The following is a 17,873-nucleotide window of genomic DNA, read 5'->3' as shown; positions in this document are numbered from 1 at the left end:
ACCGCTTGCTTATTGAACATGGTAAAATGAAAGAGAAATTTTTCAAACTAGTAGTTCAGTAGATTAGGTTTTTTCATCAATCTATGATACATACTGACAATCACGGATTAAGAGGAGGATTACAATGAACCGTTTAGCGAATCAAGATGAGCAGGTTTTTAAAGCTATTCAAGAAGAATTAGGTCGCCAGAGAAGTAAGATTGAATTAATTGCTTCAGAGAACTTTGTAAGTGAAGCTGTCATGGAAGCCCAAGGATCTGTATTAACGAATAAATATGCAGAAGGGTACCCAGGTAAACGCTACTATGGTGGATGTGAATATGTGGATGTTGTCGAAGATTTAGCTCGTGACCGTGCGAAAGAAATCTTTGGTGCCGAACATGCAAACGTTCAGCCTCATTCTGGAGCGCAAGCGAATATGGCTGTTTATTTCACGATTCTTGAGCCTGGAGATACGGTTCTTGGTATGAATCTTTCTCATGGTGGACATTTAACGCACGGAAGCCCAGTGAACTTTAGTGGTGTTCAATATAACTTTGTTGAGTATGGAGTAGATCAAGAAAATCATCTGATTAATTATGAAGATGTACTTGAAAAAGCACGCCAGCATAAGCCGAAGTTAATCGTCGCTGGAGCAAGCGCCTACCCGCGTGCCATTGATTTCAAACGCTTCAGAGAAATTGCTGATGAAATCGGAGCATATTTAATGGTCGACATGGCACATATTGCAGGGTTAGTTGCAGCTGGATTACATGAAAATCCAGTTCCATACGCTGATTTTGTGACAACAACTACCCATAAAACATTACGCGGACCTCGCGGTGGGATGATTCTTTGTAAAGAAGAATTTGCGAAAAAGATTGATAAGTCCATCTTCCCTGGAATTCAAGGTGGTCCATTAATGCATGTGATTGCGGCGAAAGCAGTTGCTTTTGGCGAAGCACTACAAGATGATTTTAAGGCATATGCAAAGCAAATCATTGATAATGCACAACGCCTCGGTGACGCTTTGATAAAAGAAGGAATCCAGCTTGTATCAGGTGGAACGGATAACCATTTACTATTGATCGATGTGCGTTCAGTTGGATTGACGGGTAAAGTGGCTGAAAAAGCATTAGATGATATTGGAATCACAGTAAATAAAAACACGATTCCATTCGATCCTGAAAGTCCATTTGTAACAAGTGGAGTCAGAATTGGGACTGCAGCAGTAACGTCCCGTGGATTTAGTTTAGAAGACATGGATGAAATTGCTTCAATTATTGGATTGGTTCTGAAGAATGTAGAAGACGAAGCAAAACTGGAAGAAGCGAAACAACGAGTGGAAGCTCTTTCTGGAAAATATACTTTATACCCCTCTTTATAATTCATAAAGAGGTTGTCGAAAAGGGTCTGCCCTCACATGCTATCCATCGTTTATCGTGTTCTCTACACGTCTACTAAACGAAATATAGCAATGTGGGGTTAGGCCCTTTCATTATGACAGCCTCCTTTTTAGGATTTGATCCATGTGCTAAAATCAGTTCGTGCGTAAAAAGGATAAAGAACTCATTCACGGTACATGTTAAAAAATATGCTGATTTTTAAACATGTGAGCACATGATTTCTCTATTCATAATTGAAGTTAGATATATTTTTCTGTAAAATGGTTAGAAGTGTGTTTTTTTTGTCGAAATGGCTTTCCGGCAATAAGAAAACCATCACCATTCCTGTGCGCAAAAATCAATTAATGGAGAGCAATAGGAAATTGGTGAATAATTACATTCCCTACTTTTTAAAAGGGGAAAGAAAAAATCCGGAAATAGAAATGGAGAGAACCTTTAATGGCAAAGGTATATGTATTCGATCATCCACTCATTCAACACAAGTTGGCTTTTATACGAGATGTTCAAACAGGAACGAAGGAATTTCGCGAGCTTGTAGATGAGGTTGCAACTTTAATGGCATTCGAAATTACGAGAGATATGCCACTAAAAGAAGTAGAAATTGAAACGCCAGTTAGCAAAGCGAAAGTAAAAGTGTTGTCAGGAAAAAAACTTGGAATTATTCCTATTTTACGAGCAGGTATCGGAATGGTCGATGGAATCTTGAACTTAATTCCAGCTGCTAAAGTAGGGCATGTTGGTCTATACCGAGATCCCCAAACATTGAAACCAGTAGAATATTATGTGAAGCTTCCAAGTGACTTGGCAGAAAGAGAGTGCATAGTTGTTGATCCAATGCTTGCAACAGGAGGATCTGCAATTGAAGCGATTACGTCTATTAAGAAGCGTGGAGCGGTTAACATTAAATTTATGTGTTTAATTGCAGCTCCTGAAGGCGTTGAATTATTGAAGGAAGCACATCCGGATGTAGATATTTACATTGCTGGTCTTGATGAGAAGCTAAATGACCATGGTTATATCGTTCCTGGACTTGGAGATGCCGGAGATCGATTGTTCGGAACAAAATAAGATAAAACGAGGTGGCAGTCATGTCAAAACAGATTAAGGTTATGACAATCTTTGGTACAAGGCCTGAAGCGATCAAGATGGCTCCATTAGTTCTTGAATTACAAAACCAATCGGAACATTTTGAATCGATTGTTACAGTAACGGCGCAGCATCGCCAAATGCTTGACCAAGTATTAGAAATTTTCTCGATTCAACCAGATTACGATTTGAATATCATGAAGGATCGCCAAACGCTCATTGATGTAACAACAAGGGGTCTCGAGGGTCTTGATGGAGTGATGAAGGAAGTAAAACCAGATCTCGTTTTAGTACACGGTGACACGACAACAACATTTGTGGCGAGTTTAGCGGCTTTTTATAATCAGATACCAGTTGGTCACGTGGAAGCAGGACTGCGGACATGGAATAAATATTCACCATTTCCTGAAGAAGCAAACCGTCAGCTGACAGGAGTGATCGCTGACTTGCACTTTTCGCCGACTGTAAAAGCAGCTGAGAACTTAACAAATGAAGGAAAAAATGATGAATTCATCTTTATTACAGGAAATACAGCCATTGATGCACTAAAAACAACAGTGAAAGAGACATATTCACACCCCGTTTTAGATAAAATTGGCGATGACCGTCTCATTTTATTAACGGCTCACCGTCGTGAAAATCTAGGTGAACCAATGCGCAATATGTTCCGTGCGATTAAACGGCTCATTGATGAGCATGATGATGTACAGGTCATTTATCCCGTACACTTGAATCCAGTTGTCAGAGAATTAGCAGCTGAAGTTCTTGGAAACGATCCGCGCATTCATTTAATTGAACCATTAGATGTATTTGATTTCCACAACTTCGCCGCGAAGTCATATCTGATCATGACTGATTCAGGTGGAGTGCAAGAAGAAGCTCCTTCGCTTGGTGTTCCAGTTCTAGTTTTGCGGGATACAACGGAACGCCCTGAGGGAATTGAAGCAGGTACGCTTAAGCTTGCTGGAACAGATGAAGAAACCATCTATAGTCTAGCGACTGAACTGTTAACGGATAAAGAAGCCTATCAACAGATGGCGAAGGCTCACAATCCTTACGGTGATGGACATACATCAGCAAGGATAGCAGAAGCCATTCGTTTTTACTTCAAGCAAACTGACAAAGCTCCAGTAACGTTTGTGCCGGGGAAATAATTAGCGTTTTACAAAGGTCTGATCTTGAACTCTATATACAGTATGAAATGTTCACTGTGTATAGTCGTTGCGAGAACAGATCTTTTTTTTTGATTCTGCATCTAAAACCTTCTACTTTGAAAAAGGACTTCCCCATATGCATAGACTTGAGCTTAAGTGAAACCATAAGTGAAAGGGGTGTCGCTTTTGCTGAAAAAATGCTTTTCTTTACTAATCATACTCACTTTTATTTGTACAAGTGTAACGTCAGTAGACGCGACACAGTTACCGCCATTGCCAAAACAAATTGAATCCAAAAGTATAAAAGCGATTGTGCTGTTAGAAAAGCCTATATCTACTACTGACATTCAAACAATACTGACAAAATATCCGTCGCTCAAGCTTAGGAAAGTATTCAAACACGCTATCGTAGGATTTTCCGTTAAAGGGAAAAAGGAAGAAATTATGAAACTTAAAAAAGAATATGCAATTTCTGCGATAACAGAGGTTTCGGTTTATCGTGTTCAAGCTGATTCAAGCATTCCTTTTATTGGTGCCGATCAAGCTAGGTCTTTTTTTGATGAAAAAAAACAAAGAATCACGGGAAAAGGTGTAAAGGTTGGCATTATTGATACCGGTATTGACTATACACATCCTGATCTACGAAAAGTGTATAAGGGAGGCCGTGATTTAGTTGATGGAGACCAAGACCCGATGGAAACGAGAGGACAAGGTGACCAATCGACCATACATGGTACACATGTAGCGGGAATTATCGCAGCCAATGGGAAAATGAAAGGTGTAGCCCCGGAAGCTGAAGTGATTGCATATCGAGCGCTCGGTCCAGGAGGGACCGGTAATACTGAACAAGTATTAGGGGCGATTGAAGCGGCGATCGAAGATAAAGTGGATGTGCTTAATTTATCATTAGGGAATGATGTGAATGGTCCGGACTTGCCCATCTCGATTGCGCTAAATAAAGCGGTGGAAAGCGGGATCGTCGCGGTTACTTCAAATGGAAACTCAGGTCCGGCAGTCTGGACTGTTGGTTCACCAGGCACTGCAGAGAAAGCTATTTCTGTCGGGGCATCGACACCTCCAATGGTTGTCCCATATATGAAAGTAGGGCTAGGAGCGAGGAAGAAAATGATTCAGTTAATGCCTATGCAAGGGACGGAACCATGGGAGCTACGTTTCACACAAGAAATAATGAATGGGGGGAAAGGAAGGGCAGATGATCTAAAACAAGTGAAAGGGAAAATAGCTCTGATAGAGAGGGGGAGCATATCATTTTCTGAAAAGGTCATCAATGCTAAGAAATCAGGAGCGGTTGCCGTTATTATTTTTAACAATACAGAGGGGAATTTTATTGGCAGTGTGACAAAAGGTTTGGGTATACCAGTAGTTTCTATTTCAAAAAAGTCGGGAGAGTTGGTAAAGAGGCAGATTCGGTCTAAGCAGTGGAATGTGCAGTTTGAATATAAGAAGGAACAAGATCAGTTAGCGGATTTCAGTTCAAGAGGGCCGGTTACAGTAAGTTGGGATATTAAACCGGATCTATTGGCACCGGGAGTGGCGATTAATAGTACAATTCCACAGGGATACTTAGAGATGCAGGGGACAAGCATGGCTGCTCCACATGTAGCTGGAGCAAGTGCGCTTATCCTACAGGCACATCCGGAATGGACACCGGATCAAGTGAAGTCTGCCCTAATGAGTACGTCCAAACCACTGTTAGATAAGAAGGGGAAGTTGTATCGTACATTCGAGCAAGGGGCAGGGCGACTGCAAATTGATCAAGCTTTAAAGGCAGATACGCTTCTTTACCCAAGTTCTCTTTCGTTTGGGATGTTCACAAAGAAAGAAGGGATTCACGAACATGAAGAGAAACTCGTCATTGAAAACACCAGTAAGGAGAAGAAACATTACTCATTTCAGATTCCGATGAAAGAAAAGGGGATTACGTGGGATTTACCAGCATCCTTTTCCATTCAATCAGGAGAAAAGAAACAAGTCCAGTTAGGATTACAAATAAACCCAGCACTTATGAAAAAGGGGATTTATGATGGTTACTTAAAGCTGGTTGAAGGCGTGAAGGAAATCAGTCTACCGTTTCTTTATGTGAAGGAGGAACCGAACTATCCAAGAGTAATGGGATTTGAATTCAGTGCCGGTGATCAAGAAGGAATATATCGCTATGAGATGTATTTACCACGTGGCGCTGATGAAGTGGGGATTGCACTTTATGATCCAGATAATTTTCGTTTTGTAGGCTATTTGGATTGGGCGAAAGACGCACCGCAAGGTTTATTTAAGAAGGAATTAGCTAAAGACAAGCTTCCGGTGGCGGGATTGTATACAGCAATAATTTTTGCAAGGAAATTTGGGAAGGAAGATCAGATTGAAACGACCATCATAATTGAATGAAAAAGGTGTTTTTGAAAAAGTCAACAAAAAGGCAAAATACAAATGTGAACAATTGGTTAACTATTACCGTTCTGTGACAAAATTCACGAACCACACATTGACATAACCTATTAGGCTATTGTATGCTAACTAAGGGTGTAAATGGTAGGGGTTTCAGAGTCTCAAGACGGTTTTTTTGTCTTTTTCTTTCGGAATATTATTCACATCCTCCACAAATTTCGACCGCAAGGATGCACAATATGCGTCAAATATCGCAGCCTGTATACGGCAATGGCATAAATGTCAGCGATTCTTTCACAATTTGTCGGTTCATTGTATATGAGCATTTTTAATAAGAAGATGCCAAACCGAACGCCTGACACCAAGCCGTAATTTATCACAATCGGTTCTTCTCACTGGACATGCAATACATACTTTTGCGATGCTCCAAAACAGCAAGGAAAATTTTCTCGGGAGATTAACAAAAAGATGCCAGAAATAAACATCGTTTTTAAAAGGCAGAGTAAATACATGGTCTATCTTTTGGCGGCTTTTGTATTAGGCTGGGGATTTACAAATTACCAAACTGTGTTTGGGGGGCTTTTGCTAGGAACTAGCCTAAGTTTGTACAATTTATGGCTAGTCAATCAAAAGATGAAAAAGTTTGATCAAGCAATAACCGAAGGGAGAAAGGTTAAATCTCTCGGAACAATGACCAGATTTGCTTCAGCTGGTTTGGCTGTTATTATTGCACTTGAATACCCAGAACATTTTCATTTAATTAGTGTAGTATTGGGATTGATGACAGCTTATCTTGTCATTATTATAGATTTTTTTATCCACTTAAAACGTCGGTAGTGGGAAGAGAGGTGAATATAGTTGAATCATGGGGCACCAACGCAAGATTTTTTAGGTTTAACCTTTAACTTAAGTAATGTTTTAATGATAACTGTAGCAAGCGTTATTGTTTTCATTATTGCTACACTTGGCTCTCGTAAACTTGCAATGAAACCAACTGGTATGCAAAATTTTATGGAGTGGGTCATGGACTTTATTAAGAACATGATTAATAGTTCAATGGACTGGAAAACGGGTGGCCGTTTCCAACTACTTGGAATGACGTTGATAATGTATTTATTCGTATCGAATATGCTTGGTCTTCCATTTGCGATCACGTATGATCACGTACTTTGGTGGAAATCACCGACAGCAGATCCTGTTGTAACTCTGACTTTAGCAGTCTTAGTTCTAAGTTTAGCACACTATTATGGAATACAAATGAAAGGCTTCAAAGGATACTTGAAAGCATACAAAAACCCAATGACATTAATCGAAGAGTTTTCAAATACTCTGACACTCGGTTTACGTTTGTATGGTAATATCTTTGCTGGTGAAGTATTGCTTGGCTTATTAGCAGGAACACTTGCTATGAGTGGTATTTGGGGCGCCCTTGGAGCCGTCATTCCTACATTGGTATGGCAAGGATATAGTATTTTCGTAGGTGCAATTCAATCGTTTATTTTCGTTACGTTAACAATGGTTTATCTGTCTCATAAAGTCAGTTCAGACCATTAATTATAAGTTCATAAGAACTAATTTGCAAAATTATATATCTCGAGGAGGAAATTAATAATGGTAGGTTCAGTAGGTCTTCTTGCAGCAGCAATCGCAATCGGTTTAGCAGCACTAGGTGCAGGTATTGGTAATGGTTTAATCGTTTCAAGAACAGTAGAAGGTATCGCTCGTCAACCAGAAGCTCGTGGAATGCTACAAACTACAATGTTTATCGGTGTAGGTCTAGTAGAGGCAATGCCAATTATCGCTGTAGTTATCGCGTTCATGGTATTAGGTCAATAATAGAACCATTAAAAAGTTCAAAAATGGCGAAGTTCGTTTCATGTGAACCTTCGCCTTTCCTTTATGTCCATATTCAGTATTCATCATATTGCTGAAGAAAATACTATAAAAAAAATAAACGAGGCTGTCTCAAGTTAAAGTCAGACTCTTTTGAGACAACCTCATTATAAGTGAAACTCGTGAAGGGAGTGAACCAAGCGTGTTAACAAGCGGTTTAGTATTGGGATTATCTATAAGCAAGTTTAACGGTGGAGATGCCTTGTTCCAACTGGCAATGTTTATCATCTTGTTATTCTTGCTTAAAAAATATGCATTTGGTCCTCTAATGGGCATCATGACTCAACGTGAAGAACATGTTGCATCTGAAATCAATGCTGCAGAAGCAAGCAGACTAGAAGCAAGCAAATATTTAGAAGAGCAACGTGAACTATTGAAACAATCTCGCGTAGAAGCTACTCAGCTTATTGAAAACGCGAAACAACAAGGTGAGACTCAGCGTGAAGATATTATCATTCAAGCACGTACAGAAGCTGAACGCCTGAAAGAATCAGCAAAACGCGAAATCGTACAAGAAAAGGAAAAGGCTGTCGTTGCATTGCGCGAACAAGTCGCATCCTTGTCTGTTTTAATTGCTTCTAAAGTTATTGAAAAAGAACTATCTGAAGCAGATCAAGAGAAACTAATTAATCATTATATTCAAGAGGCAGGAGAAGAGAGATGAGCGATGTTGCAGTAGCAAAGCGTTATTCGAGAGCTCTTTTCCAAATTGCACAAGAGCAAAACCTTCTTGATCAATTAGAAGAAGAGCTCCGAGCAGTCAAAGAGGTTTTCAGCTCTGATAAGGAACTTTTAGCCTTCCTTACGCAGCCTAAAATCTCAATTAAAGCAAAGAAAAATGTAATTACACAAGCTTTTTCAAGCGTCTCTCCCAGTATTCAAAATACGCTTCTCATTATGATTGAACGTCATCGTACGGATTCAATCGCAGAAATGGCGCGTGAATTTATTGAACTGGCTAATGAAGCAAAATCAGTAGCAGAAGCGACAGTATATACAGTTCGTCCACTGACTGATAGCGAGAGTGAGGCTGTGTCTTCCGTATTCGCAGCCAAAGTGGGAAAACGTACATTGAAAATTACTAATATTGCTGACAGCAGCATTCTTGGCGGGATCAAACTTCGTATCGGCAACCGTATTTTTGACGGAAGTGTTAACGGAAAGCTTGAACGCCTTAGCAGACAACTATTAAGCTAATATTCACAGTTAGGGGTGAAATTCATGAGCATTAAAGCTGAAGAAATCAGTGCGCTGATAAAGGCGCAAATTGAAAACTACCAGTCTGAAATTAAAGTAAGCGACGTTGGGACTGTCATCTCTGTTGGGGACGGAATTGCACGCGTTCACGGTTTAGATAATGTAATGGCAGGAGAGCTCGTAGAATTCGCAAATGGTTCAATGGGGCTATCTCAAAACCTTGAAGAGAACAATGTTGGTATCGTTATTCTTGGACCTTTTAGAGATATTCAAGAAGGCAGTGAAGTTCGTCGTACAGGACGGATTATGGAAGTACCAGTAGGTGAAGAATTAATCGGCCGTGTCGTGAATCCATTAGGACAACCAGTTGATGGACTAGGTCCGATCAATACGACTCACACCCGTCCAATCGAAAGCCCAGCTACAGGTGTTATGGACCGTAAATCTGTTCATGAACCATTACAAACAGGTATTAAAGCGATTGACGCTCTAGTTCCGATTGGTCGAGGACAACGTGAGTTAATTATCGGGGATCGCCAAACAGGTAAAACATCTGTTGCGATTGATACGATTTTGAACCAATCTGACCAAGATATGATTTGTATCTACGTAGCAATCGGACAAAAAGAATCGACTGTACGTAATACAGTTGAAACATTCCGTAAGCATGGCGCGTTGGATTACACAATCGTTGTAACGGCGTCTGCTTCTCAACCGGCTCCACTATTATACTTGGCTCCTTATGCGGGTGTATCAATGGGTGAGCATTTCATGTTCCAAGGCAAGCATGTGTTAATTGTCTATGATGATCTTTCAAAACAAGCATCTGCATACCGTGAACTGTCCTTGCTACTTCGTCGTCCACCAGGTCGTGAAGCATTCCCAGGAGACGTATTCTACTTGCACTCACGTTTACTCGAGCGTGCGGCTAAATTAAACGATACATTAGGTGCTGGTTCAATTACTGCACTTCCATTTGTTGAAACTCAAGCAGGCGATATTTCTGCTTATATCCCAACAAACGTAATCTCTATTACGGATGGACAAATTTTCTTGCAGTCTGATTTATTCTTCTCTGGTGTACGCCCGGCGATTAACGCAGGACTTTCTGTATCCCGTGTTGGTGGATCAGCTCAAATTAAAGCGATGAAGAAGGTTGCTGGAACACTACGTCTTGACCTTGCCTCTTACCGTGAGTTGGAAGCATTCTCTCAATTCGGTTCTGACCTTGATAAATCAACGCAAGCGAAACTAAATCGTGGTGCACGTACAGTTGAGGTGCTTAAACAAGATCTTAACAAGCCAATCAAAGTTGAAAAGCAAGTTATGATTCTGTTTGCTCTAACTCGTGGACATTTAGACGATATTCCTGTAAAGGACATTCTTCGTTTTGAAGAAGGATACTATTCATTCCTAGATCGTTCTCACTCTGATTTATTAGACCACATCCGTACGACAGGTAACCTTCCTGAAGAGGATGCAATTGTAGCTGCTATCAACGAATTCAAAAAGAACTTTGTAGCATCTGAATAATCGGCCTAATTAAATTTTACAAGGGTGGTGAGAATGAATGGCCTCTTTACGCGATATAAAGTCTCGTATTAACTCGACTAAAAAGACTAGTCAAATTACCAAAGCGATGCAAATGGTTTCTGCTTCAAAATGGAACCGTGCTGAATCCAATGCGAAAAGGTATGCTCCTTATATGGAGAAGATTCAGGAAGTCGTAACGAGTATTGCTAGCGGAAGTACCGACGCATCACATCCGATGCTTAAGACTCGACCAGTTAAGAAAACTGGTTATGTTGTCATTACAGCGGATAAAGGTTTGGCCGGTGCTTACAACAGCAGTGTGCTTCGTCACGTCTTTAAAACGATTCAACAACGCCACAAATCAGCCGATGAATATGTCATTATTGCCATCGGAAGAGTTGGCCGTGATTTCTTTGTCAGTCGGAAAATGCATGTGGAGCTTGAAGTAATTGGAGTGCCTGACCAACCATCGTTTTCAGACATTAGTGATATAGCAAAATCGACAGTGAATTTATTTCAAAATGAATTGTGTGACGAGTTATATATGTACTACAATCACTATGTCAGTGCCATCTCTCAAGAGGTAACGGAAAAGAAAATTCTGCCGCTGACAGATATCGAACTTTCAGGGTCGTTAACTTCTTATGAATATGAACCGGATGCTGAAGCAATTCTTGAGGTTTTGTTACCTCAGTATGCAGAGAGCTTAATTTACGGAGCCTTACTAGATGGAAAAGCGAGTGAGCACTCGGCACGTATGACTGCGATGAAAAGCGCGACAGATAATGCGAAAGAGATTATCGACTCCTTATCATTGCAATATAACCGTGCGCGTCAAGCAGCAATCACGCAAGAAATTACTGAAATTGTCGGCGGTGCCGCAGCATTAGAATAAACTAAAGTGTCTTAAAAATATATGGACCAGGTAAGCCTAGACGATTGCTTCCTGTTCTACAATCATAGATAGTCGTCAAACATAATGACAGGAGGGAAAACGATGAATATTGGACGCGTTACTCAAGTTATGGGTCCGGTAGTTGACGTGAAGTTTGATAACGGACAGCTACCTAAGATCTATAATGCGTTAAGAATTGAAAATACATCATCTGGTACTGGCTTAACTCTTGAAGTTGCCTTGCATTTAGGTGATGATTCAGTTCGTACAATTGCGATGTCTTCCACAGATGGATTGACACGTGGAGCAGAAGCTGTTGATACAGGGGCTCCGATTTCCGTACCTGTAGGAGATGTGACATTGGGACGTGTTTTCAACGTATTAGGAGAAAACATTGATCTTGATGCACCTATTCCTGTAGAAGTACGTAGAGATCCAATCCATAGACAAGCACCTACATTTGACCAACTTTCTACTGAGGTAGAAATTTTGGAGACAGGTATTAAAGTAGTAGATCTTCTTGCACCTTATGTTAAGGGTGGGAAAATTGGTCTATTCGGTGGTGCCGGTGTAGGTAAAACGGTATTAATTCAAGAACTTATTAACAACATTGCCCAAGAACATGGTGGTATTTCTGTATTCGCAGGCGTTGGTGAGCGTACTCGTGAAGGAAATGACCTTTACTTCGAAATGAGTGACTCTGGTGTTATTAAGAAAACAGCTATGGTATTCGGACAAATGAATGAGCCACCTGGTGCACGTATGCGTGTTGCCTTAACTGGTTTGACAATGGCTGAATACTTCCGTGATGAGCAAGGACAAAACGTATTGTTATTCATCGATAACATTTTCCGTTTCACACAAGCAGGTTCTGAGGTTTCTGCCCTTCTTGGCCGTATGCCTTCAGCGGTTGGTTATCAACCAACACTTGCAACTGAAATGGGGCAATTACAAGAACGAATTACTTCAACAAACGTAGGATCTGTTACATCGATTCAAGCAATCTATGTACCGGCAGATGACTATACGGATCCAGCTCCAGCAACAACTTTTGCTCACTTAGATTCAACAACGAATCTTGAGCGTAAATTGTCTGAAATGGGGATTTATCCAGCAGTTGATCCATTGGCTTCTTCTTCTCGTGCACTTAGCCCTGAAATCGTAGGTGCTGAGCATTATGCAATAGCACGTCAAGTTCAAACCACACTGCAAAAATATAAAGAACTACAAGATATCATTGCCATCTTGGGTATGGATGAGTTAAACGACGATGAGAAGTTAGTTGTTGCCCGTGCTCGTAGAATTCAAAACTTCTTGTCACAAAACTTCCATGTGGCAGAGCAATTCACTGGACAAAAAGGTTCTTACGTACCGGTTAAAGAAACGGTCAAAGGCTTCAAGGAAATCCTTGAAGGTAAGTATGATGATCTTCCAGAAGATGCGTTCCGTTTAGTAGGAAGAATTGAAGAAGTTATTGAAAAAGCAAAGCAAATGGCGTAATAAAGGGACCGAGGAGGGTATGAAATGAAGACGATAAAAGTCAGTGTTGTTACTCCCGATGGCCCAGTATATGATGCAGAAGTAGAAATGGTAAGCGCAAAGGCAAAGAGCGGGGAACTAGGAATCATGGCCGGCCATGTTCCTATGGTAGCTCCTCTTGATATAGCTGCTGTCCGTCTTAAAAAAGAAGGCCGTACAGACTATATTGCCATTAATGGAGGCTTCTTGGAAGTTCGTCCAGATGTGGTTACGATTCTTGCTCAATCTGCAGAAAGAGCTGAAACTATCGACCTTGTCCGGGCACAATCGGCTAAAGAGCGTGCAGAGAAGAGATTGCAGGGAAACCCTGATTCAATCGATATAAAGCGAGCTGAAATAGCGTTAAAACGTGCAGTCAACCGGATTAGTATTGCAGAAAATAAATAATACTTAATAAGTGGTTATCCCAAGAGGGTTTGACCTCACACTCTAAATTCCGTTTATAGTTTCATTTTCCGTCTCATAAACGATATTTAGTAGATGTGGGGTCTGATTCTTTCGCTATGGGATAGCCCTTATTTTTTGAACATCATCATATGTTTGTTTGGTGCTTTATCCTACTCTTAACGGGCAGTAAGACCCCCGCCTCAAGACTTAGAGGAATCGAAGGAGCGTAGGATAAAGAAACCTCTCACTAATTGAAGTTTTACTTTAGTTACAAAAGATCGCAAAATTTCTCTTTTTCTATGAATTTTTTAAAAAATTTTTGGTCATATTTCCTTTTAAATTCCAAGTTCCAAACAGTTATGTGCTATAATAGGGACTGGGTGTTTTTTTAAGGAGGATTATGTATGTTTTCAGCATTTAGCCAACAGGCGCTGATTGGAATTGTTTCACACCTGTTTTTTATTGCCGTAACGTGGTGGGCTCTCCAAGCTTTAAATTTCGAGAAGCTGTTAAAAGCAAACTCCGTATTGAAGGCAAGAGTTCTTTACACACTTTTGACAGTTGCAATTGGATCAGCTGTAAGCAATTTCTTCTTAGATTACCTCTTTTATTCGCAGCAACTTCCATATATGTTTAATCAGTAACACTGATGTTTTAAGATTTTGTCAATTACTGACGATACATTTTAAGTATGTCTTACCTCCCTACCGGAAAAGATGGTACCAAAGGGAGGGATTCAAAGTGAAAAAAACGTTAACATACATCGTGTTTCTTGGTTTTATACTGATTTTCCTTGGGAATAGTACAAGTGTAGCTAAGAATAAGTCAGATATAGAAAAAATAATCGAACAGCTAGAAGCGAACATAAATATAGAAATAGGCGATTGGTCTGTATATGCACGTGAAAAAACTTTGATGATTGAAACAAGGAAAGACTTCAATAAAGAAGTGAAGAAACTTCAAAGAATATTTCCCGACTTCACCTGGACAATTACAGCTGAAGAGGAGAAATGGACAGCCACTGCGACATATGTGGATCCACAAACAAATTTAACAGAATCGCTTCATTTAATGTCTACTCAAGAAAAATCTGATATTGTAAGCTATATGATTTATGAGGCTAAAGGTCATAGCTGGAATGCAGATTATTCCTCCTTTATTGAAGGGGATTTCCAAGACAGGAAAAAAGTCATATTTCGAGGGAAACCGGCAACTTTCACTTGTGTTAAAGGGACATTCAATGATAATATTGATACGGTTTTAACCTCGGAATCTATAAAGCTATTAGGTTTATTTCAGGCAGAGGAAATGGAAAGCATAAAGGAGCCTCATTTTATCTCGGTGTCTGCAAAATCTAACATGTTTACCGAAACATTGACACATGAATCTATGAACTTGCAACTTGCGTTAAGAACAGATGGATTGGGCGAAAAAACAACCTTTGTAGTTGGCACACCCATCATTACGTTTGAATATTAATATAGAGAAATTGGACGCGGAGGGGAATACTCTTGGAAAAAATCATCGTCCGCGGCGGTAGAAGGCTTAGCGGAATTGTTAAAGTAGAGGGAGCAAAAAATGCCGTTTTGCCGGTTATCGCCGCAACACTATTGGCTAGTGATGGAAAAAGCATTATTAAGGACGTTCCAACGCTCTCCGATGTATATACAATTAATGAAGTATTGCGCAACTTGAATGCTGAGGTTGCCTTTGATAATAATGAAGTTACTGTAGATGCATCTAGAGGGCTATTAGATGAAGCGCCGTTCGAATATGTTCGAAAAATGCGTGCTTCTGTATTGGTTATGGGTTCTTTACTAGCAAGAAATGGGCGTGCTCGTGTAGCATTACCTGGTGGATGCGCAATCGGTTCGCGTCCTATTGACCAGCACTTAAAAGGCTTTGAAGCAATGGGTGCGAAAGTGAAAGTTGGAAATGGCTTTATTGAAGCTGAAGTGAATGGCCGACTCAAGGGGGCAAGAGTATATCTTGATTTCCCAAGTGTAGGGGCAACAGAAAATATTATGATGGCTGCAACACTTGCAAAGGGTATAACTGTGCTCGAAAACGTTGCCAAGGAACCAGAAATTGTGGATCTTGCTAACTTCCTGAATAAAATGGGAGCAAAGGTTAAAGGTGCAGGAACAGGTACATTGAAAATTGAAGGTGTAGAAAAGTTATACGGTGCTGAACATTCAATCATTCCAGACCGCGTTGAAGCTGGTACATTCATGGTAGCTGCTGCAATTACGGGTGGTAATGTCCTTGTCAAAGGAGCAGTTCCAGAACATCTCACTTCTTTAATTGCAAAAATGGAAGAAATGGGTGTCGAAATTCACGAAGAATATGAAGGGTTACGTGTAATTGGTCCAGACTCTTTAAAGGCTATCGATATTAAAACGATGCCTCACCCAGGATTTCCAACTGACATGCAGTCACAAATGATGGCATTGTTGTTGCAAGCTAAGGGAACAAGCATGATTACAGAAACAGTATTCGAAAACCGCTTCATGCATGTTGAAGAATTCCGTCGTATGAATGCAAATGTTAAAATTGAAGGCAGATCGGTCATCATAAATGGACCATCCAATCTTCAAGGAGCAGAAGTAGCAGCTACCGATCTACGTGCTGCAGCGGCTCTTGTTTTAACAGGCTTAGTAGCTGAAGGGGTAACACGTGTAACGGAATTAAAGCATCTTGACCGCGGCTATGTGGACTTCCATGGTAAATTAGCAGCTCTAGGGGCAGATGTTGAACGTGTAAACGACGAACATACAATTGAAATTAAAAATATTGCAGCAGATTTGAATGCATAATTGATAATAGTGGCTGGACTTTGAATGTGAAGTCCAGCTTCTTTTTTTTGTTGTCCAATGCTTGCAAATGAGTTTGGCTTAATCTATCCACGGCTGTAACACTCCACAGATGAAAGTTCCTCTTCCACTAACTTTATGACATCCCTGCTAAGCTAAGCGATGATTCCCTAGGTTTACTTTACTCCCCAACTTGATCAAAATACCCACCAGAATGGAACAAAACGAAAGCCTTATGAAAGGAAAACATTTTTTCGTATTGGTATAAGTAAACTTCTAGAAAAATAGTGCATAGTTACGGCTAATAAGCTATGAACATACTAAGGTAGTTTCAAAATAAAGGTCATAATTGCTTGTCCCAACCCATATATTTGTCATGAGAGAAGGGGAGGTGTGGGAACGTAGGACTCTCCCATTCGAAAGATAAAGTGAAACTTCTATCAGCGGGATGCAAGTCCCCACTGATAGTTAGTTGAACCGGGATAAAATGATAGAGGACTCGTTTCTGCCACAATTCCACCTTCAATGCATACAAAGGGAGGCCCAGGAATATTGAGAGCATTTAAGCCGATCATCACACTATTTTTAACTGTAGCATTTGTTACACTTATGATCCCCGCATTACTTGTGCTTCCATTTTCAAAAGATAAAGAGGGTGGTAAATTATCCGAAGCTGTGGAGCAACCCATAGAAAATGTTGACACAACAGAGGTGTCAGGTGTAGATGTCGCTGTGTATCGATCTGCCGAAGAAGAGATTCAAACGATTCCGTTAGAATCATACGTTGTCGGTGTGGTGGCAACAGAAATGTATGCAGATTTTGAATTAGAAGCATTAAAAGCTCAGTCTCTGGCAGCGAGGACGTATATTGTGGATTTGTTGCTGACAGATAATGTTGTTGGAGTACCAAAAGGAGCCGATGTGACAGATACGGAATTGCACCAGGTGTATCGAAATGATGCGGAGCTGAAGAAATCGTGGGGTTCCGATTATACATGGAAAATCAAGAAGATTAAAGATGCGGTAAATGCGACAAAAGGGCAAATTTTAACGTATGATGGCAAACCGATCACAGCGTCCTTCTTCTCAACTAGCAATGGGTATACCGAGAATTCAGAAGATATTTGGACAAGTGCTTATCCTTATCTAAAAAGTGTGGCAAGTCCTTGGGATAAATCATCACCGAAGTTTTATAATAATGAAACGATATCCGTAGCTGATTTTCAAAAAAGATTAGGTGTTAAACTGCCAGCAGGAAATGAAATCGGTACTGTAAAGGCTCGTACAAAAGGAAATCGAGTAAGTAAGGTGGTTATAGCAGGCAAAGAACTAACTGGAGTGGAAGTTCGTGATAGCTTGGGCCTGAAATCAACAGACTTTACTTGGGAGCGAAAAGGCAAGAACATTATCATTACGACAAGGGGTTTCGGTCATGGAGTTGGAATGAGCCAGTACGGTGCAAATGGAATGGCTATAGAAGGGAAAAAATCTGATGAAATTGTAAAATATTATTATCAAGGTGTTACGATTCAGCCTTCGAACGCAATATTGAATACCATCACAGCAAAAAAGTAAGGCTAGGCTA

The 17,873-nt window shown here is 40.3% G+C and carries 17 protein-coding genes; all 17 read left to right on the top strand.

The window, feature by feature from the left end:
- Window positions 1–124 precede the first annotated feature (124 nt).
- The 17 genes from glyA (at window position 125) to spoIID (ending at window position 17,863) form a co-directional block, all read left to right on the top strand.
- Window positions 125–1,366 (top strand): serine hydroxymethyltransferase, encoded by a 1,242-nt coding sequence (gene glyA, locus ACIQZI_RS19020; protein ID WP_403075996.1) that lies wholly within the window; start codon window positions 125–127, stop codon window positions 1,364–1,366.
- A gap of 457 nt (window positions 1,367–1,823) precedes the next feature.
- Window positions 1,824–2,453 (top strand): uracil phosphoribosyltransferase, encoded by a 630-nt coding sequence (gene upp, locus ACIQZI_RS19015; RefSeq protein ID WP_062185406.1) that lies wholly within the window; start codon window positions 1,824–1,826, stop codon window positions 2,451–2,453.
- Window positions 2,454–2,473: 20 nt separating this feature from the next.
- The gene (gene wecB / locus ACIQZI_RS19010) at window positions 2,474–3,625 is read left to right on the top strand and encodes a non-hydrolyzing UDP-N-acetylglucosamine 2-epimerase (RefSeq protein ID WP_403075993.1); all 1,152 of its coding nucleotides are present in this window, start codon (window positions 2,474–2,476) and stop codon (window positions 3,623–3,625) included.
- A gap of 186 nt (window positions 3,626–3,811) precedes the next feature.
- Entirely contained in the window at window positions 3,812–6,031 is a 2,220-nt protein-coding gene (locus tag ACIQZI_RS19005; RefSeq protein WP_403075990.1) for a S8 family serine peptidase, read from the top strand.
- A gap of 468 nt (window positions 6,032–6,499) precedes the next feature.
- Window positions 6,500–6,868: an ATP synthase subunit I gene (locus ACIQZI_RS19000; protein ID WP_062185410.1), complete on the top strand. Its 369-nt coding sequence runs from the start codon at window positions 6,500–6,502 to the stop codon at window positions 6,866–6,868.
- A 21-nt stretch (window positions 6,869–6,889) separates the two neighbouring features.
- On the top strand, window positions 6,890–7,585 hold the full coding sequence (gene atpB, locus ACIQZI_RS18995) for a F0F1 ATP synthase subunit A (RefSeq protein WP_062185412.1): 696 nt from the start codon (window positions 6,890–6,892) through the stop codon (window positions 7,583–7,585).
- A gap of 57 nt (window positions 7,586–7,642) precedes the next feature.
- Window positions 7,643–7,867 carry a F0F1 ATP synthase subunit C gene (gene atpE, locus ACIQZI_RS18990; RefSeq protein WP_028393442.1) on the top strand — a complete coding sequence of 75 codons (225 nt, stop codon included), beginning with the start codon at window positions 7,643–7,645 and terminating at the stop codon, window positions 7,865–7,867.
- A 199-nt stretch (window positions 7,868–8,066) separates the two neighbouring features.
- Window positions 8,067–8,588 carry a F0F1 ATP synthase subunit B gene (gene atpF, locus ACIQZI_RS18985; protein WP_062185414.1) on the top strand — a complete coding sequence of 174 codons (522 nt, stop codon included), beginning with the start codon at window positions 8,067–8,069 and terminating at the stop codon, window positions 8,586–8,588.
- On the top strand, window positions 8,585–9,121 hold the full coding sequence (locus tag ACIQZI_RS18980) for a F0F1 ATP synthase subunit delta (protein ID WP_062185416.1): 537 nt from the start codon (window positions 8,585–8,587) through the stop codon (window positions 9,119–9,121). Before atpF ends, ACIQZI_RS18980 begins: the two co-directional genes overlap by 4 nt.
- Window positions 9,122–9,145: 24 nt before the next feature.
- A complete protein-coding gene (gene atpA, locus ACIQZI_RS18975; protein ID WP_062185418.1) occupies window positions 9,146–10,654 on the top strand; it encodes a F0F1 ATP synthase subunit alpha in 1,509 nt (502 codons plus the stop codon).
- Between the two features lie 37 nt (window positions 10,655–10,691).
- Entirely contained in the window at window positions 10,692–11,549 is an 858-nt protein-coding gene (locus ACIQZI_RS18970; protein ID WP_062185420.1) for a F0F1 ATP synthase subunit gamma, read from the top strand.
- A 102-nt stretch (window positions 11,550–11,651) separates the two neighbouring features.
- The gene (atpD, locus tag ACIQZI_RS18965) at window positions 11,652–13,049 is read left to right on the top strand and encodes a F0F1 ATP synthase subunit beta (protein ID WP_403075984.1); all 1,398 of its coding nucleotides are present in this window, start codon (window positions 11,652–11,654) and stop codon (window positions 13,047–13,049) included.
- 24 nt (window positions 13,050–13,073) lie between these two features.
- Window positions 13,074–13,475 carry a F0F1 ATP synthase subunit epsilon gene (locus ACIQZI_RS18960; protein ID WP_403075981.1) on the top strand — a complete coding sequence of 134 codons (402 nt, stop codon included), beginning with the start codon at window positions 13,074–13,076 and terminating at the stop codon, window positions 13,473–13,475.
- 404 nt (window positions 13,476–13,879) lie between these two features.
- On the top strand, window positions 13,880–14,119 hold the full coding sequence (locus ACIQZI_RS18955) for a DUF1146 family protein (RefSeq protein ID WP_062185426.1): 240 nt from the start codon (window positions 13,880–13,882) through the stop codon (window positions 14,117–14,119).
- 97 nt (window positions 14,120–14,216) lie between these two features.
- Entirely contained in the window at window positions 14,217–14,954 is a 738-nt protein-coding gene (locus tag ACIQZI_RS18950) for a YwmB family TATA-box binding protein (RefSeq protein ID WP_403075978.1), read from the top strand.
- 32 nt (window positions 14,955–14,986) lie between these two features.
- A complete protein-coding gene (murA, locus tag ACIQZI_RS18945) occupies window positions 14,987–16,291 on the top strand; it encodes a UDP-N-acetylglucosamine 1-carboxyvinyltransferase (RefSeq protein WP_062185430.1) in 1,305 nt (434 codons plus the stop codon).
- 549 nt (window positions 16,292–16,840) lie between these two features.
- Window positions 16,841–17,863, top strand: a complete 1,023-nt coding sequence (gene spoIID / locus ACIQZI_RS18940) for a stage II sporulation protein D (RefSeq protein WP_403075974.1) — start codon at window positions 16,841–16,843, stop codon at window positions 17,861–17,863.
- Window positions 17,864–17,873 lie beyond the last annotated feature (10 nt).

Origin of the sequence: Peribacillus sp. NPDC096379 (assembly GCF_044762875.1) — a bacterium.
Classification (GTDB): Bacteria; Bacillota; Bacilli; order Bacillales; family DSM-1321; genus Peribacillus.
Note: the sequence above shows the minus strand (reverse complement) of the source record. Positions and strands in the feature narration are given on the sequence as shown.